The organism is Pseudomonas viridiflava (genome assembly GCF_001642795.1).
Classification (GTDB): Bacteria; Pseudomonadota; Gammaproteobacteria; order Pseudomonadales; family Pseudomonadaceae; genus Aquipseudomonas; species Aquipseudomonas viridiflava.
Window position 1 is genome coordinate 41,652 of sequence record NZ_LKEH01000045.1, and the last position, 26,818, is coordinate 68,469.

The 26,818-nt window shown below is 58.5% G+C and carries 27 protein-coding genes and 1 tRNA gene; 8 read left to right on the top strand and 20 right to left on the bottom strand.

Annotated features, from left to right (window positions below; translation table 11 throughout):
• The first annotated feature begins 1,083 nt into the window (after window positions 1-1,083).
• Together AO065_RS27965 and AO065_RS22250 are read left to right on the top strand one after the other, a co-directional pair.
• Window positions 1,084-2,103 (top strand): methyl-accepting chemotaxis protein, encoded by a 1,020-nt coding sequence (locus AO065_RS27965; protein ID WP_407072026.1) that lies wholly within the window; start codon window positions 1,084-1,086, stop codon window positions 2,101-2,103.
• A gap of 169 nt (window positions 2,104-2,272) precedes the next feature.
• Window positions 2,273-3,286 carry a glycosyltransferase family 2 protein gene (locus tag AO065_RS22250; protein WP_004879824.1) on the top strand — a complete coding sequence of 338 codons (1,014 nt, stop codon included), beginning with the start codon at window positions 2,273-2,275 and terminating at the stop codon, window positions 3,284-3,286.
• Window positions 3,287-3,332: 46 nt separating this feature from the next.
• Here AO065_RS22250 and AO065_RS22255 read toward each other — a convergent pair whose 3' ends face one another.
• The 12 genes from AO065_RS22255 to AO065_RS22310 all read right to left on the bottom strand — a co-directional run bounded on the left by AO065_RS22255 (window position 3,333) and on the right by AO065_RS22310 (window position 14,339).
• On the bottom strand, window positions 3,333-4,241 hold the full coding sequence (locus AO065_RS22255; RefSeq protein ID WP_004879823.1) for a glycosyltransferase: 909 nt from the start codon (window positions 4,239-4,241) through the stop codon (window positions 3,333-3,335).
• A 45-nt stretch (window positions 4,242-4,286) separates the two neighbouring features.
• Entirely contained in the window at window positions 4,287-5,177 is an 891-nt protein-coding gene (gene rfbA / locus AO065_RS22260; RefSeq protein ID WP_004879820.1) for a glucose-1-phosphate thymidylyltransferase RfbA, read from the bottom strand.
• The gene (rfbD, locus tag AO065_RS22265; RefSeq protein WP_004879817.1) at window positions 5,174-6,079 is read right to left on the bottom strand and encodes a dTDP-4-dehydrorhamnose reductase; all 906 of its coding nucleotides are present in this window, start codon (window positions 6,077-6,079) and stop codon (window positions 5,174-5,176) included. The genes rfbA and rfbD overlap by 4 nt, the downstream gene beginning before the upstream one ends.
• On the bottom strand, window positions 6,080-7,153 hold the full coding sequence (rfbB, locus tag AO065_RS22270; protein ID WP_004879815.1) for a dTDP-glucose 4,6-dehydratase: 1,074 nt from the start codon (window positions 7,151-7,153) through the stop codon (window positions 6,080-6,082).
• 262 nt (window positions 7,154-7,415) lie between these two features.
• The gene (gene ychF / locus AO065_RS22275) at window positions 7,416-8,516 is read right to left on the bottom strand and encodes a redox-regulated ATPase YchF (protein WP_004879814.1); all 1,101 of its coding nucleotides are present in this window, start codon (window positions 8,514-8,516) and stop codon (window positions 7,416-7,418) included.
• 21 nt (window positions 8,517-8,537) lie between these two features.
• Complete coding sequence (gene pth / locus AO065_RS22280) at window positions 8,538-9,122, bottom strand: aminoacyl-tRNA hydrolase (protein ID WP_004879811.1); 585 nt, start codon at window positions 9,120-9,122, stop codon at window positions 8,538-8,540.
• A gap of 164 nt (window positions 9,123-9,286) precedes the next feature.
• Window positions 9,287-9,901 carry a 50S ribosomal protein L25/general stress protein Ctc gene (locus AO065_RS22285; RefSeq protein WP_004879810.1) on the bottom strand — a complete coding sequence of 205 codons (615 nt, stop codon included), beginning with the start codon at window positions 9,899-9,901 and terminating at the stop codon, window positions 9,287-9,289.
• A 138-nt stretch (window positions 9,902-10,039) separates the two neighbouring features.
• Window positions 10,040-10,981 carry a ribose-phosphate pyrophosphokinase gene (locus tag AO065_RS22290; protein ID WP_002552145.1) on the bottom strand — a complete coding sequence of 314 codons (942 nt, stop codon included), beginning with the start codon at window positions 10,979-10,981 and terminating at the stop codon, window positions 10,040-10,042.
• Window positions 10,982-11,026: 45 nt separating this feature from the next.
• Window positions 11,027-11,101, bottom strand: a tRNA-Gln gene (locus AO065_RS22295).
• Between the two features lie 37 nt (window positions 11,102-11,138).
• On the bottom strand, window positions 11,139-11,987 hold the full coding sequence (gene ispE, locus AO065_RS22300) for a 4-(cytidine 5'-diphospho)-2-C-methyl-D-erythritol kinase (protein WP_004879807.1): 849 nt from the start codon (window positions 11,985-11,987) through the stop codon (window positions 11,139-11,141).
• 2 nt (window positions 11,988-11,989) lie between these two features.
• Entirely contained in the window at window positions 11,990-12,607 is a 618-nt protein-coding gene (gene lolB, locus AO065_RS22305; protein ID WP_004879806.1) for a lipoprotein insertase outer membrane protein LolB, read from the bottom strand.
• A gap of 4 nt (window positions 12,608-12,611) precedes the next feature.
• Window positions 12,612-14,339 carry a tetratricopeptide repeat protein gene (locus AO065_RS22310; protein ID WP_004879803.1) on the bottom strand — a complete coding sequence of 576 codons (1,728 nt, stop codon included), beginning with the start codon at window positions 14,337-14,339 and terminating at the stop codon, window positions 12,612-12,614.
• Window positions 14,340-14,565: 226 nt separating this feature from the next.
• Here AO065_RS22310 and hemA point away from each other — a divergent pair, with 226 nt between their 5' ends.
• The 6 genes from hemA (at window position 14,566) to AO065_RS22340 (ending at window position 19,963) form a co-directional block, all read left to right on the top strand.
• Window positions 14,566-15,843, top strand: a complete 1,278-nt coding sequence (gene hemA, locus AO065_RS22315) for a glutamyl-tRNA reductase (protein WP_004879802.1) — start codon at window positions 14,566-14,568, stop codon at window positions 15,841-15,843.
• On the top strand, window positions 15,840-16,922 hold the full coding sequence (prfA, locus tag AO065_RS22320; RefSeq protein ID WP_004879800.1) for a peptide chain release factor 1: 1,083 nt from the start codon (window positions 15,840-15,842) through the stop codon (window positions 16,920-16,922). The genes hemA and prfA overlap by 4 nt, the downstream gene beginning before the upstream one ends.
• Window positions 16,923-17,756, top strand: coding sequence for a peptide chain release factor N(5)-glutamine methyltransferase (prmC, locus tag AO065_RS22325; protein WP_004879797.1), 834 nt, complete (start codon window positions 16,923-16,925; stop codon window positions 17,754-17,756). It abuts the gene before it with no gap.
• Window positions 17,750-18,520, top strand: a complete 771-nt coding sequence (locus AO065_RS22330) for a molybdopterin-synthase adenylyltransferase MoeB (RefSeq protein ID WP_162234364.1) — start codon at window positions 17,750-17,752, stop codon at window positions 18,518-18,520. Before prmC ends, AO065_RS22330 begins: the two co-directional genes overlap by 7 nt.
• The gene (gene murI, locus AO065_RS22335; protein WP_004879793.1) at window positions 18,513-19,328 is read left to right on the top strand and encodes a glutamate racemase; all 816 of its coding nucleotides are present in this window, start codon (window positions 18,513-18,515) and stop codon (window positions 19,326-19,328) included. The genes AO065_RS22330 and murI overlap by 8 nt, the downstream gene beginning before the upstream one ends.
• A gap of 116 nt (window positions 19,329-19,444) precedes the next feature.
• On the top strand, window positions 19,445-19,963 hold the full coding sequence (locus tag AO065_RS22340; RefSeq protein ID WP_004879792.1) for an acyloxyacyl hydrolase: 519 nt from the start codon (window positions 19,445-19,447) through the stop codon (window positions 19,961-19,963).
• Window positions 19,964-20,035: 72 nt separating this feature from the next.
• Here the strand turns inward: AO065_RS22340 and AO065_RS22345 are convergent, their stop codons facing one another.
• From AO065_RS22345 to phrB, 8 genes are read right to left on the bottom strand one after another with little or no spacing between them, the layout of a single operon-like run.
• The gene (locus AO065_RS22345; protein WP_050562140.1) at window positions 20,036-20,350 is read right to left on the bottom strand and encodes a YkgJ family cysteine cluster protein; all 315 of its coding nucleotides are present in this window, start codon (window positions 20,348-20,350) and stop codon (window positions 20,036-20,038) included.
• Entirely contained in the window at window positions 20,347-20,859 is a 513-nt protein-coding gene (locus tag AO065_RS22350) for a DUF2878 domain-containing protein (RefSeq protein ID WP_004879788.1), read from the bottom strand. Before AO065_RS22350 ends, AO065_RS22345 begins: the two co-directional genes overlap by 4 nt.
• The gene (locus AO065_RS22355) at window positions 20,852-22,120 is read right to left on the bottom strand and encodes an SAM-dependent methyltransferase (protein ID WP_004879786.1); all 1,269 of its coding nucleotides are present in this window, start codon (window positions 22,118-22,120) and stop codon (window positions 20,852-20,854) included. The genes AO065_RS22350 and AO065_RS22355 overlap by 8 nt, the downstream gene beginning before the upstream one ends.
• On the bottom strand, window positions 22,107-22,907 hold the full coding sequence (locus AO065_RS22360; protein WP_004879783.1) for a DUF1365 domain-containing protein: 801 nt from the start codon (window positions 22,905-22,907) through the stop codon (window positions 22,107-22,109). Before AO065_RS22360 ends, AO065_RS22355 begins: the two co-directional genes overlap by 14 nt.
• Window positions 22,904-24,151, bottom strand: coding sequence for an NAD(P)/FAD-dependent oxidoreductase (locus tag AO065_RS22365; protein ID WP_004879782.1), 1,248 nt, complete (start codon window positions 24,149-24,151; stop codon window positions 22,904-22,906). The genes AO065_RS22360 and AO065_RS22365 overlap by 4 nt, the downstream gene beginning before the upstream one ends.
• Entirely contained in the window at window positions 24,148-24,948 is an 801-nt protein-coding gene (locus AO065_RS22370; protein WP_004879780.1) for an SDR family NAD(P)-dependent oxidoreductase, read from the bottom strand. Before AO065_RS22370 ends, AO065_RS22365 begins: the two co-directional genes overlap by 4 nt.
• Complete coding sequence (locus tag AO065_RS22375) at window positions 24,945-25,370, bottom strand: nuclear transport factor 2 family protein (protein ID WP_004879778.1); 426 nt, start codon at window positions 25,368-25,370, stop codon at window positions 24,945-24,947. The genes AO065_RS22370 and AO065_RS22375 overlap by 4 nt, the downstream gene beginning before the upstream one ends.
• A complete protein-coding gene (gene phrB, locus AO065_RS22380) occupies window positions 25,363-26,811 on the bottom strand; it encodes a deoxyribodipyrimidine photo-lyase (protein WP_004879775.1) in 1,449 nt (482 codons plus the stop codon). Before phrB ends, AO065_RS22375 begins: the two co-directional genes overlap by 8 nt.
• Between the last annotated feature and the right edge of the window lie 7 nt (window positions 26,812-26,818).

The window sequence follows — 26,818 nt, forward strand, 5'->3', positions numbered from 1 at the left end:
CTGCTTTTTTTGAAAGCGTGAGGTGTTCACGGGGAGTCGCTGGACATGAACAGTATTCTGTCGCCGGGTATGCGCCTGATGGGGCATTTCGGGTTTGCTCGCAAGTTTCAGCTCTTGTTTTTGCTGTTCATGTTGCCGCTGGTAGGCAGTGGGTGGGTGATCGCGACCGATTACCGGAACAAGCTCGCAGTCATTTCGGGGGAGCAGTCGGGCGTTCGGCAGTTGCTGGCCCTCGATGACCTGAACGTCGAGCTGGCAGCCCAGCGTGACCACGCTGCGCGCTGGAAAGCGGCGGATATCCTCAAGGAACCGACCCCGGAAGCCAAGGCTGCCATGGCCAACGTCGATGCCGGCAATCCGCGCATCGCCAAGGCGCTCGAAAATCTCGGCGCGGCCCTGAACGCTGAAAGTGCGCCCGCCGACACGATGAACCGCTACAAGACGCTTCAGGCCTCCGTGGCAGGCATGGACACCGCTTCGTTGCGGACCGTCGGCTGGTGGCCGGATGGCTATGATCGCTTTACCACTGCCCTCAGCAACGTCCAGGCGCTACGCGAGCAGATCGCCATGGACAGCGGGCTGATTCTCGACCCATGGCTCGAGACCTATATGCTGATGCAGCTGTCCACGCAGCAGGTGCCCGACCTCATCGAGCGCATCGGGCGCATGTCCAGCATAGGCCAGACCTCGGTCGCCTCGGGCCAGTTCAGCCTGCAGAGCCGTTTGCAGATGCGCGACTTGCGCAGCCGCATCGACGACGCGAAGGACCAGATGCACAAGGCGGGCGCCTTGCTGATGTCCAAGCTGCCCGCGCAGATGCAGCCTTGGGCTGATCAGTATTCGCAGGTCACGCAGGTATTGAACACCGAGCTGAAAATACTGGATGAAGGCGTGTTTGGCGGGACCATCAAACTCAAGCCGCAGGAGTTCGAGCGCAGCATCGATACGCTGACGAAAAGCGTGGGTGACTTCCGTAATCATTCGCTCAAGGCGCTCTATGATCGACTCGACTACTACCACGACGTGTCCAACATGGAGTTCATCCCGCTGGTGGTGGTGTTCGGCGTTCTGATGTTGCTGGCGATGTACCTGTTCGCCTGCCTGCAGGCTTCGATTCGAAGCAGTGCCAGCGGTATCACCACCCTGGCCGAGTCGCTGCGGGACGGCAATCTCTGCGTGGAGGTTCCGGTTCAGGGACGCGACGAGCTTGCAGCCATCAGCCGCGCGCTGAACGTCGCAGTCGTTCAGTTGCGCACCAGCCTGCTGGGCGTCAATCAGGAAACCGTGCGCGTCGGTGATGCGGTGCTGACGCTCAATGCCCAGTCCAGCGGAACGCTCACCGAGGTTGAAGACCAGCAACAGCAGATCAGTCAGATCGCTGCCGCTGCAACCGAACTGGCAGCCACTTCCCAAGGCGTGGCCAGAAGCTGCGAACAGGCCTCTGCCAGCGCGCGACACACTCGCCAGATAGCCGAACAAAGCAGCCAGGACAGCCAGCGTACAACCGACAGCATTCAACAGCTCAACCAGCGCCTGACCGACACAGCCGCCGCGCTTGGTCGCGTCAGCGAGCAGGGCCAGCAGATTCAGTCCGTGGTAGACGCCATCCGAGGCATCGCCGAGCAAACCAACCTGCTGGCGCTCAACGCAGCGATCGAGGCAGCACGTGCGGGCGAGCAGGGCCGTGGCTTCGCAGTCGTCGCTGACGAAGTGCGCAGCCTGTCGCAACGCACTCAGGCCTCAACCGCACAGATTGCCGGGACGGTAGACAGCCTGCGTGCGACCGTGACCCAAGCGGTCAACCTGATGGAGGCCGCTTGCGGGCAGGCAGTCAATGACGCGCGTTCGGTCACAGGCCTCGGCGAGCGACTGGGCGAGATCGCCACGGCAGTGCAGGGCGTGACTGACACGCTGGTGCAGATATCCACAGCGGTCGAGGAGCAGGCGTCCACGGCAGACGAAGTCAGCAGCAATATCCAACAGGTCGATCAGGCCGCGGGCCGCTTGCTTGAAGGCGCTCGAGCGGTAAACAGGGCGGCGGATACGCTGAGCCAGGGGAGCCAGGCGTTGAGTGGGAATACGGCGCGGTTTCGGTTGGGGTGAGGGCGACTTTAGTGCTTCACTCAAAAGATGGCCTTTTTTGGGCCGTTTTCCTTGGTTTTATTGCCTGGAATCATAAAAGTTGGGTGGGTGGGCGCTCATCCATTCATTTGGTGACTGACGGAAGTCGATACAGCGCGTAAAATACGTAGCTTTTGCAGGTGACGGTTTCTTGAGAACGCAGCTCATCCAAAAGCACGGGGCGCACGCCACTGGCCTTCTGCGAGATCAAGGCTCATCCGGAACTGATGATGCCTCAGATTGCCTTCCGCGCGTCGCTATCCTTATGTGCACCTACAACGGTGCCGCCTACCTGAGTGAGCAGCTCGACTCCTTCAGCGCGCAAACCTTCCCCAATTGGGTGTTGTACGTCTCTGACGATGCGTCAACGGATGAAACCCACGGCATCCTGGCTGAGTATCAGGCGCGTTGGGGCAAGGATCGCATGGTCATTTTCAATGGTCCTTGCAAAGGCTTTGCCGAAAACTTCATCTCTCTTGTTCAGCGGCCCGAATTAGACGCTGATTACTTCGCCTTCAGTGATCAGGACGACGTCTGGTTCAGTGACAAACTGGAAAGAAGTGTAGTTCGCCTTGAACCTGTCAGCGAAGATATCCCGGCACTTTATTGCTCCAGAACCAGGCTAGTCGATGCTGAACTCAACGTGATCGGTGTTTCCCCGCTGTTCCGCAAGCCCCCTTCGTTCAGGAATGCGCTGGTTCAAAGTCTAGCGGGTGCGAATACGATGCTGATCAATCAGTCAGCACGTGATTTGCTCATGCGCCTGCCACATAAGCCAACTCTAATTGCTCATGACTGGTTGACTTATCTGCTGGTAACAGGTTGTGGTGGTAATGTTTTTTTTGATGCGGTTCCGACACTTTACTATCGTCAGCACAGCGGCAACCTGATAGGCGCCAATGCAAGTGCCCGCGATAGATTGGTTCGTCTGCGCAGAATGCTTTCCGGGCGATTTGCAGAATGGAACGACGCTAATATTTCGATTCTGAAAGATATGGCGCAACTGCTGACTGATGAGAGTCGAACATTATTGGAACAATTCGATAATGGCCGCAGGGAAGGCTTTTTTCGACGCATTTCCACGTTTAGAAAAGCAGGTTTTTATAGGCAGACTCCCCATGGTAATTTGAGTTTGATCCTGGCGGTCTGCTCTAAACGGGTGTGAATAAAATGTCGCTGCTGGCACTCAATGCCTGTGCGCTGCCTGATGGTTAAGCGGGTTCTTTTTTGCTCGCTGCTGCTGCAAGGCACGCAATAATGAATAGCAACTTGTCCCTCCTGCGCCTGCGACAATGGCCTGCCATGAAGATAAGTCTGAGGAAGTCGGACTTTTCATTTAGCGCCAGTGGAGGAGTGTCACCGATCAGACGGTTAATCAATAAGACCTGTTCTGGCCACCACCCGCCAGTGATCTTCTTGAGTCGGCCTGTGAAGGCACTGATTCCGGTGTTGGCACCCACCTGGTTGGCTGCGTGCTGCCGATAATGCATGCTTGATGTCGAATCAATAAACCACCTGAAACCATGGTGTCTGGCATAGGCATAGCAGTACCAATCGTGCAGACTCACGCGTTGACACAGCTCCCAATTCTCTATCAGTGACGCTTTGAACGCATCCGCCAGTGGGCGACTGATGACATAAGTGCATCCCGGCCCTGCCGCTTCGAACAGGTAGTCCCAGCGAACCTGAGGCTGAGCCTTGTCCAGAAGCATCTTTCTTCCATCTGGCCAGAAAGCAATCACGTTGCTGGAATAACCTTCGAAAATACCGAGCGCTAGAACGGACGTCGCCCTGTGCAGTTTGTCCGAGTGCCAAAGGTCGTCCTGGTCGGAAAAAGCAACGTAATCAAACGATGAGAAATCTACATCTCTGATCAATCGAAAGAAATTGCGTGACGCACCACCGAATCGGCCAATGCCGGGGAGCAGTGTGATGTTTGAATGTTGTCCTGCATAAGCCGAACAGAAAGATTCAGTGCCGTCCGTGGACGGGTCGACACTGATGAAGACGGCAACGCTGACATTGATCTGATTCAGAATGGAATCAAGTTGCTCCTCGATCCACTCCATACCGTTGTAGGCGGCCAGCAGCACGGCAACTCTGGGAAAAACAGAAGACATGCTGTCCATCGCCTTGCGGTATGAAGTGTAAAGAGGCCCCGGAAATCAGAAGGATCCCAGATCCAGCAGTTTTTGCAGGTACTGACCGTAACCGGTTTTCTTCAGCTTCTGCGCTTGCGCGCCGAGTTGTTCTGGGGTGATCCAGCCATTGGTGTACGCGATTTCTTCGAGGCAGGCCACTTTCCAGCCTTGGCGCTGTTCGATGGTGTGTACGAAATGGCTCGCTTCCAGCAGCGACTCGTGAGTGCCGGTATCCAGCCAGGCAAAGCCGCGACCCAGGATTTCCACGGTCAGGCTTTTCTGTTCGAGGTAGGCGCGGTTCACGTCAGTGATTTCCAGCTCGCCGCGCTCGGAAGGCTTGATGTTCTTGGCAATCTCGACAACCTGGTTGTCGTAGAAATACAGGCCGGTTACTGCGTAGCTCGATTTGGGTGCCGACGGTTTTTCTTCGATGCTCAGGGCACGGCCGGTTTCGTCGAACTCGACAACACCAAAGCGCTCAGGATCGGACACGTGATAACCGAAGACGGTTGCGCCGCTGGTTTGCTGACTGGCCGAGCGCAGGTTTTCCGAGAAGTGCTGACCGTAGAAAATGTTGTCGCCCAGAATCAGGCAGCAAGGGTCTTTGCCGATGAACTCTTCACCGATGATGAAAGCCTGAGCCAGGCCATCCGGAGTCGGTTGCTCTGCATAAGTGAGCTGAATGCCGTACTGGCTGCCGTCGCCCAGAAGTTTGCGGAAGGAGGGCAGGTCTTCAGGTGTCGAGATGATCAGGATTTCACGCATGCCGGCCAGCATCAGCACCGACAGCGGGTAGAAAATCATCGGCTTGTCGTAGATCGGCAGCATTTGCTTGGACACGCCGAGTGTCAGGGGATGCAGACGAGTCCCTGAGCCGCCGGCCAGGATGATGCCTTTACGATTAGTCGTTGTCATTTATTCAGAGATTCCATGAGCATGCGGGTTACGCCGCTTTGCCAGTCCGGCAAATGCAGAGAAAAGTTGTGACGCAACTTTTCTGTATTCAGACGCGAATTCAGTGGGCGTTGCGCAGGTGTCGGATATTCGGTTGTGGCGATTGGATTGATCGTTTCCACAGCCAGCGGTTCCCCGTTCGCTCGAGCAAAGTCGATGACGAATTGGGCGTAGGCGTGCCAGGAAACTTCGCCAGCGGGCGCAAGATGGTAAATTCCGCACAGTTCCGGGCGTGTCAGCGCCTGCTGCAGTGCAGCTGTGGCTATATCGGCCAGAAGCTCCGCGCCTGTAGGGGCGCCGATCTGGTCGGCGATCACGTTCAGGCTCGGGCGGTCTTTGGCGAGGCGCAACATCGTTTTGGCGAAGTTGTTGCCTCGTGCGGCATAGACCCAGCTGGTGCGGAAGATCAGGTGCTTGCAGCCCGATGCAACGATCAGTTGTTCGCCTTCGAGCTTGGTCGCGCCGTAGTAATTGACCGGCGAGACTGCATCGGTCTCTTTCCACGCCTGGCTGCCGGTTCCGTTGAAGACATAGTCGGTCGAATAGTGGACCAGCAATGCATCCAGCTGGAGCGCTTCTTCTGCCAGGACCTGACTGGCCAGCGCATTGACCGTGCGGGCCAGTGCCTGCTCGGTTTCAGCCTTGTCCACGGCCGTGTAGGCGGCAGCATTGACGATCACTTGCGGCTGAACCTGACGAATCGTCTTGCGCAGCTCGTCGAGGTTTGACAGGTCACCGGAAATCTCGCCATAGGCCGTCGAGGCCACCTGACGGTCCAGAGCAATGACTTCGCCCAGCACGGCGAGGGAGCGTTGCAGCTCCCAGCCCACTTGACCGTTTTTACCCAGCAGAAGAATTTTCATTTATTTATCGGCACGAGCTGTGTAGTTCTTGTCGATCCATTGCTGGTAGCTGCCGCTTTTCACGTGAGCAACCCACTCCGGATTGTTGAGGTACCACTCCACCGTCTTGCGGATGCCGGATTCGAAGCTCTCTTCCGGAACCCAGCCCAGCTCACGCTGGATCTTGCTGGCGTCGATAGCGTAGCGCAGATCGTGGCCAGGACGGTCCTGAACGTAAGTGATCAGGCTTGCGTGTGGCAGATGAGCCGAATCCGGACGCAGTTGGTCGAGGAGGGCACAGACCGTGTGGACGACTTCGATGTTTTGCTTTTCGTTGTGGCCGCCAATGTTGTAGGTCTCGCCGATCTCGCCTTCGGTCACGACCTTGTACAGTGCGCGAGCGTGATCTTCGACGTACAGCCAGTCACGAACCTGATCGCCTTTGCCGTAGATCGGCAGCGGCTTGCCTTCCAGCGCGTTGAGAATGATCAGCGGGATCAGCTTCTCCGGGAAGTGGCACGGGCCGTAGTTGTTCGAGCAGTTGGTGACCAGGGTAGGCAAACCATAGGTTCTGCTCCAGGCACGAACCAGGTGGTCGGAGCTGGCCTTGCTGGCCGAGTAGGGCGAGCTTGGCTGATACGGTGTCGTTTCGGTGAACAGATCTTCCGGGCCTTCTAGGTCGCCATACACTTCGTCAGTCGAAATGTGGTGGAAACGGAAGTTGCTCTTGCGTGCTTCGTCCAGCTGGTTCCAGTAGGCACGTGCCGCTTCAAGCAGCGTGTAAGTGCCGATGATGTTGGTCTGGATGAACTCGGACGGGCCGGTGATGGAGCGGTCTACATGAGATTCGGCGGCCAGGTGCATGATTGCGTCTGGCTGATGTTCCTGGAACACCTTGTCGATCGCTTCACGGTCACAGATGTCCACGTGCGCAAACGCATAGCGCTCGCTGTCTTCAACCGATTGAAGCGACTCGAGGTTGCCCGCATAGGTCAGCTTGTCGACGTTGATGACCGAATCATTTGTATTGGAAATGATATGGCGGATAACTGCCGAGCCAATGAAACCAGCGCCACCTGTTACTAAGATCTTCAAGAGAATATTCACCTTGGTTCGAGACAAGGCTTTGCCCGGTCCGTGGAGTTGATCTGGATTATGTCGCAACCATTGAGTGCCAGTCTGAAAAAATGTTCACCCAGACGCAGTGATGGCAACATGAAAGTGCGCATTTTACATAGAAAGATATGTGATCCCCATCAAATAATTCAGGGGCAGCAGAAATGCAAAAGCCCCGGTTAAGGGGCTTTGCAGTAATCACTCGAATGAGGGAGCAGAGTCTTCGAATGACCCTGTTTGGTTACACGTTGAAACGGAAGTGCAGCACGTCACCGTCCTTGACGATGTAGTCCTTGCCTTCCAGGCGCCATTTGCCCGCTTCCTTTGCGCCGCCTTCACCCTTGTACTGGATGAAGTCGTCGTAGGCGACGCATTCGGCGCGAATGAAGCCTTTTTCGAAATCGGTGTGGATGACGCCTGCGGCCTGAGGTGCGGTTGCACCGACGCGGACGGTCCAGGCGCGGACTTCTTCTACACCGGCGGTGAAGTAGGTCTGCAGGTGGAGCATTTCGTAGCCTGCGCGAATCACGCGGTTCAGGCCGGGTTCTTCAAGGCCCAGGGCTTCGAGGAACATGTCTTTCTCTTCGCCGTCATCCAGCTCGGCGATTTCCGCTTCGATCTTGTTGCAGACCGGCACCAGCATTGCGCCTTCTTCTTCGGCGATGGCGCGAACAACGTCCAGCAGCGGGTTGTTCTCGAAACCGTCTTCCGCGACGTTGGCGATGTACATGACCGGCTTGGTGGTCAGCAGGTGGAAGCCACGAATGACGGCTTTCTCGTCATTGCTCATGGACTTCATCAGGCTGCGTGCCGGCTTGCCTTCGGTGAAGTGGCTGATCAATTGCTCGAGCAGGCCCTTCTGGACCACTGCGTCCTTGTCGCCGCCCTTGGCGTTGCGGGTGACTTTCTGCAGTTGCTTTTCACAGCTGTCGAGGTCGGCGAAGATCAGTTCGAGGTCGATGATCTCGATATCACGCTTGGGGTCGACACTGTTGGAGACGTGAATCACGTTCTCGTCTTCGAAGCAGCGCACCACGTGAGCGATGGCGTCGGTTTCGCGAATGTTGGCCAGAAACTTGTTGCCCAGGCCTTCACCTTTCGAGGCGCCGGCAACGAGGCCCGCGATGTCGACGAATTCCATGGTGGTCGGCAGGATGCGCTTCGGGTTCACGATCGCGGCCAGCGCGGCAAGGCGTGGATCCGGCATCGGCACGATGCCGCTGTTCGGCTCGATGGTGCAGAAGGGGAAGTTCTCGGCCGCAATACCGGATTTGGTCAGGGCGTTGAACAGGGTGGACTTGCCGACGTTAGGCAGGCCGACGATGCCGCAATTGAATCCCATGGTGTTTCCCCTCGAGTGATGTCAGGCCTTCTGGCTGTGCAGGTTTTTCATCGCCCGGTTCCATTCACCGGCGAAGATATCCGGCAGCACGCCGAGGGCAAAGTCGATACTGGCGTCCAGCTTTTCCTGTTCGGCGCGCGGCGCTCGACCCAGAACAAAGCCCGACACCTTGCTGGCATCGCCCGGGTGGCCGATGCCAAGCCGCAAGCGATGAAAAGTGTTCTGATTGCCGAGCTGCGCGATGATGTCGCGCAGTCCGTTATGACCGCCATGGCCGCCGCCCACTTTGAGTTTGGCAACGCCCGGAGGCAGATCGAGTTCGTCGTGCGCCACCAGAATCGAGTCGACCGGAATGCGATAGAAACCGGCGAGTGCCGCCACGGCCTGGCCGCTGCGGTTCATGTACGTGGTGGGGATCAACAGACGAACATCCTGACCCTGATGCGAGAAGCGTCCGGTCAGGCCAAAGAATTTGCGCTCGGGAACGAGATTGACTCGTTGCGCCGCAGCTATACGCTCAACGAAAAGAGCCCCTGCGTTATGCCGGGTCTGTTCGTATTCAGCGCCTGGATTTCCCAGGCCAACGATCAGTTGTATGGCGGTCACGACAGGGGCCCTTCCTTTGGAGTTGTGGTCAAGCCGCTGACGACAGCGGCAACGTGGACGAAAAGTGCTCATTTACCATGATGTAAACTCCGCGATTCCGCCCGCTTTGCCTGCTATCGCTCGCGATGTTTCCTGAGCAACTCCGACTCTGCACAGTAATGAAATTACTCTGCAGCGCCTTCTTCTGCTTCGCCTTCGTCTTCGTCTTTGACGATACGCGGTGCGTGGACGTTGGCGATTGCCAGGTCGGTACCGTGTGCCAAAGCGACGAACTCAACGCCTTTAGGGGCTTTCAGTTCGGACAGGTGAACGTTGTCACCCACTTCCAGCGCGCCCAGGTCAACTTCGATGAACTCAGGCAGGTCTTTCGGCAGGCAGGTCACTTCCAGTTCAGTGGTAGTGTGCGAGATCTCGCCGCCTTTCTTGACCGGAGCTTCTTCGTTGATGAAGTGGATCGGCACGATAGCGGTCAGTTTCTGACCAGCGATAACGCGCACGAAGTCAGCGTGCATCACGTGGCCTTTGGCCGGGTGACGCTGCAGGGCCTTGATCAGAACGTTTTGCTTCTTACCAGCAACGTTCAGTTCGATAACGTGGCTGAAAGCAGCTTCGTTTTCGAGCAGTTTTGCAACTTCCTTGGCCAGCATGCTGATGGACTCAGGGGCTTTGTCACCACCGTAGACAACAGCTGGAACCAGGCTAGCGAGACGACGCAGGCGGCGGCTCGCACCTTTCCCCAGGTCGGAACGCTGTTCAGCATTCAGAGTAAAATCGTTCATGTTGTTTCTCCAAAATAACCACATTCACAATGGCGTTTGCGACCAGCGCCAGAGCGATATGGGCAAAAAAGCCCCGCCCTGACCGAATGCCAGGGCGGGGCGCTTTTCGTCGACGAAATGCAGGCTTAGGGAGAACCCTTAGCGGAACATCGCGCTGATCGATTCTTCGTTGCTGATGCGGCGAACCGCTTCGGCGACTACCGGTGCAATATCCAGTTGGCGGATACGGCTACAGGCTTGTGCTGCAGCGGACAACGGGATGGTGTTCGTCACCACCAGTTCGTCCAGCACGGAATTTTCAATGTTTTCGATCGCCCGACCCGACAGCACAGGATGTGTGCAGTAGGCAAAGACCTTGGCAGCGCCATGCTCTTTCAGGGCCTTGGCCGCGTGGCACAGGGTGCCGGCGGTGTCGACCATGTCATCGACCAGAATACAGGTACGCCCTTCGACATCACCGATGATATGCATCACTTCGGAGTGATTGGCTTTCTCACGGCGTTTGTCAATGATCCCGAGATCCACGCCCAGGGATTTGGCCACTGCTCGTGCACGCACGACGCCGCCGATATCCGGGGAAACGATCATCAGGTTTTCAAAGCGCTGGTCTTCGATGTCATCCACCAGAACGGGGGAGCCGTAGATATTATCTACCGGAATATCGAAGAAGCCCTGGATCTGGTCAGCATGAAGATCAACCGTGAGAACACGATCGATACCCACCACGGTCAGCATATCGGCGACGACTTTCGCGCTGATAGCCACACGTGCGGAACGCGGACGGCGGTCCTGACGGGCATAACCAAAGTAGGGAATCACAGCAGTGATTCGGGACGCTGAGGAGCGGCGGAAGGCATCAGCCATCACGACGAGTTCCATCAGGTTGTCATTTGTCGGAGCGCAGGTCGGCTGAATGATGAAGACGTCTTTACCGCGGACGTTTTCATTAATCTCAGTGCTGATTTCGCCGTCGGAGAACTTACCAACAGAAACATCACCCAGTGGGATATGCAGCTGACGTACTACACGCCGAGCGAGATCGGGGTTAGCATTCCCCGTAAAGACCATCATCTTGGACACGCGCAGTACCTAGAGGCTGAGGGTAACCTGGATGAGTATGGAAAATGGCAGGGGCGGCTGGATTCGAACCAACGCATGGCAGGATCAAAACCTGCTGCCTTACCGCTTGGCGACGCCCCTGTATTGAATCAATCGAGTGCCTTGCACTCAATTCCTGCTACAGATTTTGAAGCTTGCGATGCAACATCGAAATGTTACTTCCTTTCGCGACAAACCCTGTAAGGGTCTCTGTAAGAAGGGCCGAGACTTTATCAGCTTCAGCTTTGTTTGGGAAGGCCCCAAACACACAACTTCCAGTTCCGGTTAATTTTGCTTCGGTAAAATTACCTAACAAATTCAAAGCGTTACGTACTTCTGGGTAACGCCTCTCTACAACCGCTTTACAGTCATTTCGACTGTTTCCCTTGGGAACGGGGCGCACTTTAATGGGCGGCGAGTCGCGTGTCAACAACGGATCTGAAAAAATTTCTGCTGTACTTACAGCGACTTGCGGAACAAGCACCAAATACCAAGGTTCTTCGGGGTTTACGGGGGTCAGAATTTCTCCGACGCCTTCTGCAAACGCCGCGTGGCCACGGACGAAAACCGGTACATCGGCACCGAGCGTAAGGCCCAGCGCGGCGAGACGATCTTCATCCCAGCCAAGATTCCACAAATGGTTAAGACCCAGCAGGGTGGTCGCGGCGTCAGAGCTGCCGCCACCAATGCCGCCGCCCATGGGCAGGCGTTTTTCCAGCCAGATATCCATGCCGAGCTTGCAGCCCGACTGTTTCTGAAGCGCCCGGGCCGCCTTTACGATCAGATTGCTGTCGTGTGGAACGCCCGGCACATCGATCTGCAGGCAAATCTCACCGTCTTCGCGAATGGCGAAGCCCAGTTCGTCGCCGTGATCGAGAAACTGAAAGATCGTCTGCAACTCATGATAGCCGTCAGGGCGGCGTCCCAGAATGTGCAGCATCAGGTTCAGTTTTGCCGGGGCGGGCAGAACCAGTTGTGGCGTGTTCATGTTCACTGCCCCAGTTTGCGAGGCTGCCAGTCCTTGATGACCAGCGTGACGTCGAGGTCCTGGCCGTGCAGTTTCACGCGCTCGGGCAGCCAGTAGCCGTTCTGTTCGACGTAACTCAGGTACTCGACCTGCCAGCCGTCCTGATCAAGGGTCGCCAGACGACTGTCGCCGTCAAGGGTGACCTGGCTTTTGCTGTCCGGTGCGGGAAGGCCGCGTACCCACCACACAAGGTGAGAAACCGGAAGTCTCCAGCCGAGCTGGTCCTGTAGAAGCTCTTCAGGGGTCTTGGCTTCGTAGCGACCCTGGTTGGCCACTTCGAGTGCGACTGCGCCGGGTCTGCCGGTCAGGCGCGCAGCACCACGACCCAATGGGCCGGAGAGACGGATGTCGTAATAGTCCTGACGCTGCAGCCAGAACAGCGTGCCGCTGCCGGAGTCTTTCGGCGCGCGAATACCGACCTTGCCGTTGATCTGCCAGCCGTCGAGGCTGCTCAGTTGCTGTTTGTGTTCGCGCCATTGCGCGGGATCGCCCTTGCCCTGAACCGATTCGCGGGAAGTGAGGCCGGCACAGCCGGCGAGCAGGGCGATGAGGCTGAATACAACTACGTGGCGCAAAAACATAACGTCAAAGGGTCTCTGATCCGGTCAAGCGCCGCAGGGTGCTGCGCAGAATAGGGCTGTCGGGTTGCTGTTCCAGGGCCTTGGCCCAGACTTTTCGGGCTTCGCTCTGTTGGCCTTTGGCCCAGAGCACTTCACCCAGGTGAGCGGCAACTTCGTGGTCGGGGAAGCGTTCGAGGGCCTTGCGCAGCAGGCGTTCGGCCTCGTCCAGATTGCCCATTCTATAATTGACCCAGCCAAGGCTGTCGAGAACGGCCGGGTCATCGGGGTTTATCGAGTGAGCCTTTTCGATCAGTGCTCGGGCCTCGGCATAGCGCGTGGTGCGGTCGGAAAGCGTATAGCCCAATGCGTTCAGGGCCATGGCGTTTTCAGGCTCGCGCTTGATGATCGAGCGCAGATCCTTTTCCATCTGCGCCAGATCATTGCGCTTTTCGGCGAGCATCGCCCGGGTGTAGAGCAGGTTTATGTCGTCCGGGTATTGCTTGAGCGCCTGAGTAAGAACCTGCCAGCCGCGGTCCGCGTGATCGTTGCTGGTCAGGGTTTCGGCTTCAATCAGATAAAGCTGTATGGCGTATTCCGGCTGGGTGTCGCGAGCCTCGGCCAGACGCTTGGAGGCTTCTGCGGCGTTGCCATTGCTGATCAGGATGTCGCTCTGACGCAGTTGTGCCGTCAGGAAATCAGTGCCGGGACCGACCTGGGCGTATTCATCCAGCGCGCTTTGCGGGTCATCGCGTTCTTCGTGAATGCGGCCCAGATTCAGGTGAGCCGAATCAACGTGGGCACCGCGAGCGATGAGTTCTTCCAGATAACCAGCCGCTTCATCCCAGGCCTTGGCTTCCAGGCAGACCAGTGCCAGCGAAAAGCGCAGGTCGTCGTCTTCCGGATACTGCTGCAAAAGGCTGGAGAACTGCACCTTTGCATCATTCATGCGGTTCTGTTCCACCAGCATGCGGGCATAGGTCAGGCGCAGACGTTTGTCTTCGGGGTATTTCTTGATGCTTTTTTCAAGGATCGGCAGTGCTTCCTTGCCGCGGCCCATGCTTTGCAGCAGGCGGGTGCGCAGCAGGATCGGCGCTACTTCGCCTTCCTTGGGTGGATTGTCTTCCAGCAGCTTGAGCGATTGTTCGGAGTCGCCGTTCTGCTGGAGCAACAAGGCCTTGCCGAAGATCAGTTGACCGTTATTCGGGTATTTGCCCAGCAATCGGTCAAAGCTCTTGAGCAGACCATTGCGCGTATCGGAATCGGTTTCGGCAGCGGACAGTGCCAGGAAGTCGAAATGCGTGTCGCCCTGACCCTGCAGCACCTTTTCCATATAAGCCATGGAATCGTCGTAGCGGCCGGAGCGCGCCAGTTGAATCGCGGCGGCCCGTTGCGCCTCAAGGTTCTTCGGGTCGTTTCTGGCCCAGATCAGCGCGGTTTCCAGGGCCGACTGGTCGGCACCCATGTATTCGGCGATGCGATAGGCACGTTCGGAAACGCCCGGATCCTGAGTCTTGATCGCCTGGGTCACGTAGTTGTCCAGCGCGATGTCGAAGCGGTTGCGTTGGCCAGCCAGCTCCGCGCTCAGCAGGCTGACAAGGGTCTCCTGAGTGAACGAACCATAAACCTGCGGCTTGGTTTCAGGCGCGGGCGGGGTGTCTTTCTGCGCAGTATCGGGCTGCGACGCAACGGGGGTCATGGACTGACAGCCGCCTAGAAAGGCCAGGGCAAGGAACAACGCGGAGAATCTATTCATATATAAGAAGGGCGGCTTACCTGCGGTTTGGATCATCATGACACAAGGCTGTTGGCAAACCCACAGCCGTCGGAAAAAGTACTGCAATGCTTATTTTAGCGGTGCTGCAGGCCTGCACGGGCGGCCTGCGACGAGCGATTCTAGTGGGACAATAATATGCGGTGGTTGTTCTGAGCTTATTGAAGTAGGACAATTGCCGGCTTCACGTCACAACCAGCGACCCTGAATGGCCTTCCTTGCACTTGGTATCAACCATAAGACCGCCTCGGTCGACGTTCGCGAGCGCGTGGCATTTACGCCCGAACAGTTGGTTGAGGCCCTGCAGCAGCTGTGTCGCCTGACGCATAGCCGTGAAGCGGCGATCCTTTCGACCTGCAATCGCAGTGAGCTGTACATCGAGCACGACGAGCTGGTGGCTGATCAGATCCTGGCCTGGCTCGCCGATTATCATCATCTGAGCCTGGATGAGCTGCGCGCCAGCGCCTATGTCCACGAAGACGACGAGGCCGTGCGGCACATGATGCGCGTGGCGTCGGGTCTCGATTCTCTGGTATTGGGCGAGCCGCAGATTCTCGGCCAGATGAAATCGGCGTACGCTGTCGCCCGCGAGGCGGGTACCGTCGGTCCGTTGCTCGGCCGACTGTTCCAGGCCACGTTCAGCGCTGCCAAACAGGTGCGCACGGACACCGCCATTGGCGAGAACCCGGTATCGGTAGCGTTTGCCGCCGTCAGTCTGGCCAAACAGATTTTCAGCGATCTGCAGCGCAGTCAGGCGTTGCTGATCGGCGCGGGCGAGACCATCACACTGGTCGCCCGGCATTTGCACGACCTTGGCGTCAAACGCATCGTGGTCGCCAACCGCACGCTGGAGCGCGCGAGTATTCTGGCCGCCGAGTTCGGTGCCCATGCGGTGTTGCTGTCGGATATTCCGGCCGAGCTGGTCAACAGCGACATTGTCATCAGCTCGACGGCCAGTCAGCTGCCGATCCTGGGCAAGGGCGCTGTTGAAAGTGCGCTGAAACTGCGCAAGCACAAGCCGATCTTCATGGTCGATATTGCCGTACCCCGCGATATCGAGCCGGAAGTCGGCGAACTGGATGACGTTTATCTGTACAGCGTCGATGACCTGCATGAAGTCGTCGCCGAGAATCTCAAGAGTCGTCAGGGCGCAGCGCTGGCCGCTGAACAGCTGGTCAGTGCCGGTGCCGAGGACTTCATGTCCCGCCTGCGTGAGTTGGCGGCAGTCGATGTGCTGCGCGCCTATCGCCAGCAGAGCGAGCGGCTGCGGGACGAAGAGCTGAGCAAGGCCCAGCGCATGCTCGCCAATGGCAGTAACGCGGAAGACGTACTGGTGCAGCTGGCGCGCGGTCTGACCAACAAATTGCTGCACGCTCCGAGCGTTCAGCTCAAGAAGCTGTCTGCCGAAGGCCGCGTCGATGCGCTGGCCATGGCTCAGGAACTTTTTGCCCTCGGTGAGGGCTCGACGGATAAAACCCCGCAATGAAAGCTTCACTGCTCAACAAGCTGGATGTGCTCAGCGACCGCTTCGAGGAACTGACTGCGTTGCTGGGCGATGCAGAAGTCATCAGCGATCAGACCAAATTTCGCGCCTATTCCCGTGAATACGCCGAGGTAGAGCCTGTTATCGCGCTCTACAATCAGCGCATCAAGCTGGTGGCCGATCTCGAAGGCGCTCAGGCACTGCTCAAGGACAGTGACCCGGACATGCGTGAAATGGCGGTCGAGGAAGTTCGAGAGACCAAACTGCAGTTGGTCGAACTGGAAGCTGAGTTGCAGCGCCTGTTGCTGCCCAAAGACCCTAACGACGGCCGTAACGTGTTTCTGGAAATACGCGCCGGTACCGGCGGCGACGAAGCGGCAATTTTTTCCGGCGACCTGTTTCGCATGTATTCGCGTTATGCCGAACGACGTGGCTGGCGCGTGGAAGTATTGTCCGAGAACGAAGGCGAACATGGCGGCTACAAGGAAGTCATTGCCCGCGTCGAAGGCGAGAACGTCTACGGCAAGCTGAAGTTCGAGTCCGGTGCGCATCGGGTGCAGCGTGTACCCGAAACCGAATCCCAGGGCCGCATTCATACGTCGGCCTGCACGGTGGCTGTATTGCCGGAGCCTGATGAGCAGCAGGCGATCGAGATCAACCCGGCGGACCTGCGTGTCGACACCTACCGCTCCTCCGGTGCCGGTGGTCAGCACGTCAACAAGACCGACTCGGCGATCCGCATCACCCACTTGCCGTCAGGTATCGTCGTGGAGTGCCAGGAAGAGCGGTCGCAGCACAAGAACAGAGCGCGTGCGATGTCCTGGTTATCTGCCAAACTCAATGACCAGCAGACCAGCGCCGCGGCCAATGCGATTGCCAGCGAGCGCAAGCTGCTGGTGGGCTCCGGTGATCGTTCGGAGCGTATTCGCACGTACAATTTCCCTCAGGGGCGAGTAACGGATCACCGCGTGAACCTGACCCTGTATTCGCTGGATGAAGTCATGGCCGGTGGAGTCGATGCAGTGATAGAACCGCTACTCGCTGAATATCAGGCTGATCAACTTGCGGCACTGGGTGAGTAAATGACCATCATCGCCAGCTTGTTAAGAAGCGCTGAGCTTCCCGATTCCCCGACCGCCCGGCTCGACGCCGAGTTGCTGCTGGCCGCTGCCCTGGGCAAGCCCCGCAGCTTCCTGCACACCTGGCCCGAGCGCATTGTCAGCACTGAAGCGGCGCTGGCGTTCGCGGGTTACCTGCAACGTCGCCGTACCGGTGAGCCTGTCGCCTATATTCTGGGTCAGCAAGGCTTCTGGAAGCTCGACCTCGAAGTCGCGCCGCACACCCTGATTCCGCGACCCGAGACTGAAATGCTGGTCGAGGCCGCACTGGAGTTGGTGCCTGCTTTCGCGCCAACCCAGGTTCTGGACCTGGGAACGGGCACCGGAGCCATCGGTCTTGCGCTGGCCAATGACCGTCGGCAATGGAAAATCACGGCTGTTGATCGTGTGCCTGAAGCCGTGGAACTAGCCGAGCGCAATCGCCAGCGTCTGCAACTGGACAACGCCGAAGTTCTGAACAGCCACTGGTTCAGTGCGCTGGAAGGTCGGCAGTTCGATCTGATCATCAGCAACCCGCCGTACATCGCCGAAACCGATCCGCATCTCTCGATGGGCGATGTGCGTTTCGAACCAGGCAGTGCGCTCACCTCAGGCCCCGATGGTCTGGACGATCTGCGCACCATCATCAGCGAGGCGCCCGCTCACCTGACTCCGGGCGGCTGGTTGTTGCTGGAACATGGCTATGACCAGGGTCCTGCAGTGCGCGAGTTGCTGATCCGTCATGGCTTCGAGCGCATTCAGACCCGCCGTGATCTGGGTGAACATGAGCGTATTACCTTCGGATGCGTGCCGTGCTGAGTGATCAGGAGCTGCTGCGCTATAGCCGGCAGATCCTGCTGCAACACGTCGATATCGAAGGACAGTTGCGCCTAGGCAAGAGCCGCGCGCTGATAGTAGGCCTTGGCGGGCTGGGCTCGCCGGTCGCCTTGTACCTGGCGGCTGCCGGAGTCGGCGAGCTGCACCTGGCAGACTTCGACAGTGTCGACCTGACCAATCTGCAACGCCAGATCATTCATGACACCCAGAGTGTCGGCATGGCCAAGGTGGATTCGGCCGTCGCCCGTCTGGCCGCCATCAACCCGGAAGTCCGGCTGGTCGCCCATCGTGAAGCGCTGGACGTCGATTCATTGCGCGCTGCGGTACAGGCCGTGGATCTGGTTCTGGACTGCTCCGATAACTTCTCGACCCGCGAGGCAGTCAATGCTGCGTGCGTGATGGCTGGCAAGCCGCTGGTCAGCGGCGCGGCCATTCGGCTCGAAGGTCAGCTGTCGGTGTTCGATCCGCGGCGCAGCGAGAGTCCCTGCTACCACTGCCTGTACGGGCATGGCAGCGAGGCCGAACTGACGTGTAGCGAAGCAGGTGTGATCGGTCCGCTGGTCGGGCTGGTGGGCAGTCTGCAGGCCCTTGAAGCGTTGAAGCTGCTCGCAGGTTTTGGCGAGCCGATGGTGGGTCGCCTGTTGTTGATCGATGCCTTGACCACCCGTTTTCGAGAATTGAAGGTCAAGCGTGATCCCGGTTGCAGCGTCTGTGGTACGGCAAACGGGCAGGGCGAGCATGCTTGACGTTCACATGAGCTATGGCAGCGACGCTCCGGTAGGGGTGTTCGACTCCGGTGTCGGAGGCTTGTCAGTGCTGGGCGAGATTCGTCAGAGGCTGCCCCACGAATCGCTGATGTACCTGGCCGATTGCGGCCACATTCCGTATGGCGAAAAAAGCCCCGAGTACATCGTCGAGCGCTGCCTGACCATCGCCGGCTTCTTTCGCGAGCAGGGTGCCAAAGCGCTGGTCGTTGCGTGTAATACGGCCACGGCGGCAGGCGTTGCCCATATCCGTCAGCTTTACCCGGATTGGCCCATCGTGGGCATGGAGCCTGCGGTCAAACCGGCGGCCGAGGCGACCCGCAGCGGCGTTGTAGGCGTACTGGCGACGACGGGAACGCTGCAGAGCGCCCGCTTCGCCGCCTTGCTCGACAGGTTCGCCAGTGATGTTCGTGTGGTGACTCAGCCCTGCCCGGGGCTGGTCGAACTGATTGAAACCGGTGATCTGCAAAGCCCACAGATTCGTCAGTTGCTGGGTCGCTACGTCGAGCCTTTGCTGGCCGAGCGTTGCGACACTGTCATTCTGGGCTGCACGCATTACCCCTTCCTCAAACCACTGCTGCAGCAAATGCTCCCCGAGTCGGTCGCCCTGATCGATACCGGCGCTGCGGTGGCGCGTCAGCTCGAACGTCTTCTGGACGCAAACGGTCTGCTCGCCAGTGGGCCTGCTCGCGAGACGTTGTATTGGTCCAGTGACGATCCTGACAAATTCAGAAAAGTCCTACGCAACCTATGGAAAACTTCCAGTAATGTGAGAAGCTTCCATTTGTAAAAAAAACGTGAAAAAAATCGTTTCGGGGCTGAACTAACGCTTCGTCTGCGATTTCTATAAGCGCGACTGACCAAATTTAATACTGGTAACACTTCATACAATTTAGGGCGTTTCTCATGAAGAGATTCTTTTGCATGGCTGTTTTTTCAGCCATCCTGGCGGGGCAAGTTTCAATGGCGCAGGCTGATGGCGTCGAGTTTTCGGTCGGTCAGACCGGCGAATCGACCATGACCTATCGTCTGGGCGTTCAATTCGATTGGGACAAGAGCTGGCTGCAAAGCGACGTGGGTCGTCTGACCGGTTACTGGGATGGTGCCTACACCTACTGGGACGGCAAGGATTACAAAGACAACCACAGTCTGTCGTTCTCTCCCGTTCTGGTCTATGAGTTCGCAGGCGGCAGCGTGAAGCCTTATATCGAGGCAGGTATCGGCGTTTCCGTGTTCTCGAACACTCAGGTTGAAGATCGCAAGTTTGGCTCGGCCTTCAACTTCGAAGACCGTGTCGGTTTCGGTCTGCGTTTCGCGGGCGGTCATGAGGTCGGCATCCGTGCCACTCACTACTCCAACGCCGGCATCAAACAGCCGAACGATGGTATCGAAAGCTACGCACTGCACTACAAAATGCCGTTCTGATTCAAACCTGATCGTGCCAATGCGCTGCATTGGCATGCGTCCGGCAAGCTGCAGGTCTCACCTGCAGCCCCGTCAAAGATACGCCGTCGCAATCCCCTTGCGCTCGTTCAGACAATCCTCAGCTCCCGCCTCGAATTCCCTGCAGATCAACGGTCGTTTCTCATAGATCGTGCACATCATCGTGTTGCGATCCAGCGCCGCGCACCAGCCGTCGTCCAGGCGCAGCATGACTTCGCCGCCCCAGTCATCGGTATCAATGTAACGCTCAGGCACACCCGTATCGGTGATAAGCATCACCTCCAGTTGGCAGCAGCAGGCTGCGCAGGTGGAGCAGGTGACGGGTTCCTCGTCGATGACAAGTACGAGCGGGATGAGGGTGTCGTTCAGAGGGAAGCTCCCGGGTGTCTGGCGCGCACGCTTGCTGCCAGCCACTGAAGCAGGGGAAATACAGCTGCCCAGATCAAGGCAAGCAGCGTCATGCTGGGCCAGAACCCGAGCGGAAGATGAACCTGCGCCAGTTGTGAGCCGGCATAGTAAGACATCGGGCCGCCAATAGCGCCCAGAACCGCCGCCCGCCAGACGGGCGTCGCTGTCCAGGCAAGGCAATGGTTGAGCGTGGTGCCCAGAATCGCCCACAACAGAATCAGCCACAGCGGGATCAGATAACCGCCGGTGCCGAAATCGAACACCCCCAGCGTCATCAGCACACTGTCCAGTACTGTGCCCGCCAGTGTCACCAGCAGCACCAGTCGCCCTTCGGCCGCCCATGAGCTGACCCAGAGGAAGTGAATCAGCAGTGCGCCGACGGCGATCAGCAGCCAGTAACTGTTGCTGCCCAGCACACAGGCGAACCAGCCCGCCTGGAACAGCAGCGCGTTGGCAACCGACTTAAGCATTGAAACGTCCGAGCAACGGTTCACGCAGTGCTTCGGGTTTGGCCAGCAACAGTTGAGCGGTGCCGATGGTGCGCTCCAGAAAGCCACCCTCGCAGTAGCACAGGTAGAACTCCCACAACCGCAGGAAATACTCGTCATAGCCCAGTTCGGTCAGTTTGACGTGGGCGTGCCTGAAATTGTCGTACCACATGCGCAGCGTGCGAGCGTAGTGCAGGCCGAAGTCTTCCATGTGCAGCAGGTTCATGTCGGTGTCGGAGCCGACGATGTCGAGCATCTTCGCCACCGAGGGCAGGGCGCCGCCGGGAAAGATGTAGCGCTGGATGAAGTCCACGTTGCGCTTGGCCTGCGCGTAACGCTGCTCGCGAATGGTGATCGCCTGCAGCAGCATCAGCCCGTCGCTTTTGAGCAGGCTGGCGCACTGCTTGAAATAAGTGGGCAAAAACCTGTGGCCCACGGCTTCGATCATTTCGATGGACACCAGCTTGTCGTACTCGCCGGTCAGGTCTCGATAGTCGGTCAGCAGCAGCGTGACACGATCCTTCAGGCCCAGCTCGTTCAGGCGGCGTTCGGTATAGGCGAACTGCTCGGCGGAGAGGGTCGTGGTCGTGACCCGGCATCCATAATGCTGCGCCGCATAGATGGCCATGCTGCCCCAGCCCGTGCCGATTTCCAGCAGGTGATCGGTCGGCTTGAGCGCCAGCTTCTGGCAGATGCGCTCCAGCTTGTTCAACTGGGCCTGTTCCAGCGTGTCGTCCGGGCTCAGGAACTGGGCGGCGGAGTACATCATCGTCGGGTCGAGAAACTGCTCGAACAGGGTGTTACCCAAGTCGTAATGGGCCGCAATGTTTTTCTGCGAGCCTTTGCGTGTGTTGCGGTTCAGCCAGTGCAGGCCGTGAATCACCGGACGCGTCAGGCGGGCGAAACCGCCTTCCATGGCGTCCAGCACATCCAGGTTGCTGGCGAAGATTCGGACCACGGCGGTCAGATCCGGCGTGGTCCAATACCCGTGGATGAACGCCTCGGCAGCTCCGATCGAGCCGGTGCTGGCGATCATGCCCCAGGCGGCAGAATCCAGAACGTGCACCTCACCTTGAATCAGGGCGCCTGCCTTGCCGAATGTGTGGCGCTCGCCACCTTCGATGACGACCAGTTGACCATTGCGCAGGCCTGCCAGCTGTCGAAGCACACCTCGACGCAGGATGCTGGCGGTCAGGCTGTTGGTACCCAGATTGGCAGAAAAACTACTGCTACTGCTTTTCATGGCGTGAATCCTTGGGTTGCGCGGCGGCAGCACGGTACTCGCCGTCGGCGGCCTGATGGGAAAAGATCGGAATGCGTTTGGCGAGCAGGCGCATGGCCTGCCAATAAATCGCCAGACAGGTTTTTGCGGTCATCCAGGGAAACGTGATCAGGTAACGGTGCAGCGTTTGACGGCTCAGGCTCTGGCGCGTCAGGTTGAGCGTGGCGTCGAACATTTTCAGTTCGCCCTGCCAGTCGGCCATGTGCACGCCGATGCGTTCGGCGGGCTGGCTGAAACTCATGCGGTATTCAAGATCGCGAGGCAGGAACGGCGAAACATGAAACGCCTTGGCCACGGCAAAATGCTGATGCCCTTCGCCGTCGGCCGGCAGTACATAGCTGTAGCGCTCGCCCCACGGGGTGTTGGTCACTTCACACAAGATGGCGGCCAGCGAGCCGTCAGCCTCATGGCAATAGAAAAAACTCACCGGATTGAACGACAGGCCCCAACTGCGCGCCTGGGTCAGCAGGCAAACGGAGCCGGTCGGCGTGCGCCCCAGCGCAGCACTGACCCGCTCGCGCACGGCCTCGATCAGCGACAGACCACGGCCTGTCAGTTCCGGCAGGTAATCGCGTTCACGGAACGAGAACGGCGCAAAACGCTTGCTCCCGGCCAGCGGCGATAAGCCGAGCACGCTGGCCTGTTCATCCAGGTCCAGATACAGCAGGCCGATGCGATAGGTGAACGCATGCGCTCGCGGCGCAAACCGCCGATGCGAGATCCAGCCGCTGTACAGCGCGCTATTCACAGCGCTTCCCCGAAGGCGTTGGCGACACGCAGACCGCTGACCACGCCGTCTTCATGGAACCCGTTGGCCCAATATGCGCCGCAGTACCAGGTGTGATCGACGCCGTTGATTTCTTCCCAGCGAGCCTGGGCTGCAACGGCCTGCAGGCTGTATTGCGGGTGAGCGTAGCGATAGCGGCCGATGACCTTTTCAGGATCGATGGCAGCATTCTGATTCAGGCTCACGCAGAAGGTGGTGTCGCTTTCGATGCCCTGCAAAATGTTCATGTCATACGTGACGGCCGCCAGTTGCTGCTCACTGCCGCCCAGCCGGTAATTCCAGCTGGCCCAGGCCAGGCGACGGTCAGGCAGCAGGCGGGTGTCGGTGTGCAGCACCACGTCGTTCTCGGCATAGCGCAACGCGCCCAGAACGCTTTGCTCGGCATTGGACGGCTCGGCCAGCATGGCGAGGGCCTGATCGCTGTGACAGGCGAAGATCACCTTGTCGAAGCGCTCGGTGCCCATCGAGCTGTGCAGCGTGACGCCGTCCTGATCGCGCTCGACACGGGTGACCGGACAGGACAGACGAATCTTCTCCCGAAACGATGCCGTCAACGGCTCGATATAGCTTCTGGAACCGCCTTCGATCACGCACCACTGCGGCCGATTGGTCACTGACAGCAGGCCGTGGTTCTTGAAGAAGCGCACAAAGAACTGCAGCGGGAATCCCAGCATGTCCGCCAGCGACATCGACCAGATCGCAGCGCCCATCGGCACGATGTAATGATCGATAAAGCGCTGGCCGTAACCACCGTTCTTCAAGTACTTACCCAGCGTGGTGTCAGCTGCGATGCGCTGGTTTTCCAGGTCTTCGATGGCCAGGCGATTGAAGCGCAGAATGTCGCGCAGCATGCCCCAGAATTTGGGTGACAGCAGGTTGCTGCGCTGGGCGAACAGGCTGTTCAGGTTGTTGCCGTTGTACTCGACTCCGGTACGCGGATCGTGTACCGAAAAACTCATTTCGGTGGGTTTGAACGCCACATCCAACTGGCCGAGCAACTTGATGAAGTTCGGATACGTCCAGTCGTTGAACACAATGAAACCGGTATCGATGGCGTGATGACGACCATCGACCTGCACATCCACGGTGTGCGTGTGCCCGCCGATCCAGTCGGACGACTCGAACACCGTCACATCGTGCGAGCGGTTGAGCAGGTAGGCACTGGTCAGCCCGGCAATACCGCTGCCGACTACGGCGATTTTCATTGAAAGTCCTTATTCGACGTCGCACCGGGTTCGGAAGAGCGTGCCATGCGCTTGCCAATAGCGAACCTGGCTCGGGCGGGCAGCATGGCCATCAGTCGCATGCTGAAAATGAATAAGGCGGGGAAGGCGATGTCCAGAGGACGTTTCTCGCGTGCCAGATGCTGTGCGATGTATCGCGCTGCCTTGCCGACCGGCCAGCGCATGGGCATGGGGAAATCGTTTTTCTCGGTCAGGGGCGTATCAACGAAACCCGGACTGACGATGGTCACGTCGATATTCTCGCTGGCCAGATCCAGTCGCAGGGCTTCGAACAGGTAGCGCAGACCGGCCTTGGACGCGCCATAGGCTTCGGCGCGTGGCAGGGCCAGAAAGGTCACGGCACTGGCTACGCCCACCAGATGTGGACGACGCCCCTTGCGCAGCAGGGGCAGGGCTTCCTGAATGCAGAAGCTGCTGGCCAGCAGGTTGGTGCGCACCACGCGCTCGACCATCGCGGCTTCGAATTGCCGGGCATCGATATACTCGCAGGTGCCTGCGTTGAGAATCGCCGTGTCCAGCGCGCCCCATTCCTGAGCGATCAGGTCCGCAATGGCAGTGACTTGCTGGCCGTCGGTGATATCGCCGGTCGCCAGCAGCACTTGAGTGGGGTATTGCGCAGCCAGGTTCTGTAGCGGCTCCAGCGTGCGTGCGGTCAGCGCCACACGATGGCCCGCCTTGAGCAATTCAATGGCCAGCGCGAGGCCGATACCGCTGCTTGCACCGGTCAGCCAGATACGTCGAGCAACAGGAGTGTTCATGCCAACCTCTTCTTGAGCCAATTGATCACCCGACCCATGACGGGCAAATGCTCATAGAGCAGTGCGCCAGCGTCGAAGTAGTCCCGGTGCCGATAAACCTTGTCGTCGCGCCACTTCAGATGCGAGCAGCCCTGGACATGGATGGTGCGGCCATTGGCCAGACGCGGATGTGAGTAGTGCATGGTCCAGAGCAGATAGCCCTCACCGGACCTGACTTCGTCGAACGCATGGAAGTCGAAACGCAGGTCGCTGACGTTGGCATACAGCTCGGCGAAATAACGCCGCATGTCTGCCAGACCGTGGATGTCGTGCATCGGATCGCTGAAAGAGACGTCGTCGCTGTACAGTTCGGCGATCCGATCAAGGTTTTCCTTGTTCAGCGCCGCAAAGCCTTCAGCGAATCGATGCAGGAAATCAGTCATCCGCTTTCTCCGTCGCCGACTGGCGGCCGGGCAGGGCCTTGAAGGCAGCCAGCGCACGGGCGCGACTTTTGCTCAGGTCGACAATGGGCGCCGGATAATCCGCGACGCCAAACAGGCCACCGGCAGAGGCCGGGTTGTGGACCTGTTTTTTGTTCAGATCAGCCAGCTCCGGCAGCCAGCGCTTGAGGAACACGCCTTCAGGGTCGAATCGTTCCGACTGCGAGAGCGGGTTGAAAATACGGAAATAGGGCACCGAGTCCGTTCCGGTGGACGAACTCCATTGCCAGCCACCGTTGTTGGCGGCCAGGTCACCGTCGATCAGGTGGCGCATGAAAAAGCGCTCGCCTTCCCGCCAGTCGATCAGCAGATTCTTGGTGAGGAACATCGCAACGACCATCCGTAGTCGGTTATGCATCCAGCCGGTCTCCAGCAATTGACGCATGGCCGCGTCAATGATCGGCAGACCGGTGCGCGCCTCTTGCCAGGCCAGCAGTTCTTCAGGCGCGTTGCGCCATTGCAAGGCTTCGGTTTCGGGGCGAAACGCACGATGGCGTGAAACACGAGGATAGCCGACCAGCGTGTGCTTGTAGAACTCACGCCATAGCAGCTCATTGATCCAGGTCACACTTCCTTCACTGCCCGTCTCGAATTCCCCATGATTGCTGGTCAGAGCCGCGTGCAGACATTGACGCGGCGAGACCACGCCCGCTGCAAGATAGGCCGACAGCTGACTGGTGCCGGGCTTTGCCGGGAGGTCGCGTTCAGTCTTGTAGTAATGAATTTGATCGTCAGTGAACTCGGACAGACGTCGATGCGCCTCGTCTTCACCTGCAGGCCACAGATTGCGTAGTGCCTCGGACGGCGCAGAGAAGCCTTTGACTGCTTCAGGAATTGCGTCGCTTTTGGTCGGCAAAGAGTCCTGTGGCTTGGGCGTGCGTACCGTACGCGGCATTGCTTCGTGCAGTCGCGAATAGCAGACTTTCTTGAACTGGCTGAAGACCTGAAAATAGTTGCCGGTCTTGGTCAGAACACTGCCGGGCTTGAACAGCAACTGGTCCAGATGGCTTTGGAAATGAACCCCGGCATCTTCCAGTGTCTTCTGCACCGCCTCGTCGCGGCGGGTTTCGTTGATGCCGTATTCCTCGTTGGCGTGAACTGCTTCAATCTTGAACTGCTTGCACAGTTTCGACAGGACCTCGGGTGCCTTGTCCCAGGTATCCGCTTCGCGAATCAGCAACGGTACATTGAGTTTGCCGAGCGCCTTTTCCAGCTCGACCAGATTACGCAGCCAGAAGTCGACCTTGCAGTCTGCGTCGTCATGGCTTTGCCATTGGGCCGAACTGATCAGATAGACCGCCAGTGTCGGTCCCCGCTCCATGGCGGCGCTCAAGGCAGTATTGTCATGAACGCGCAGGTCAGTGCGCAGCCAAAGCAGTTGCATGTTGAGT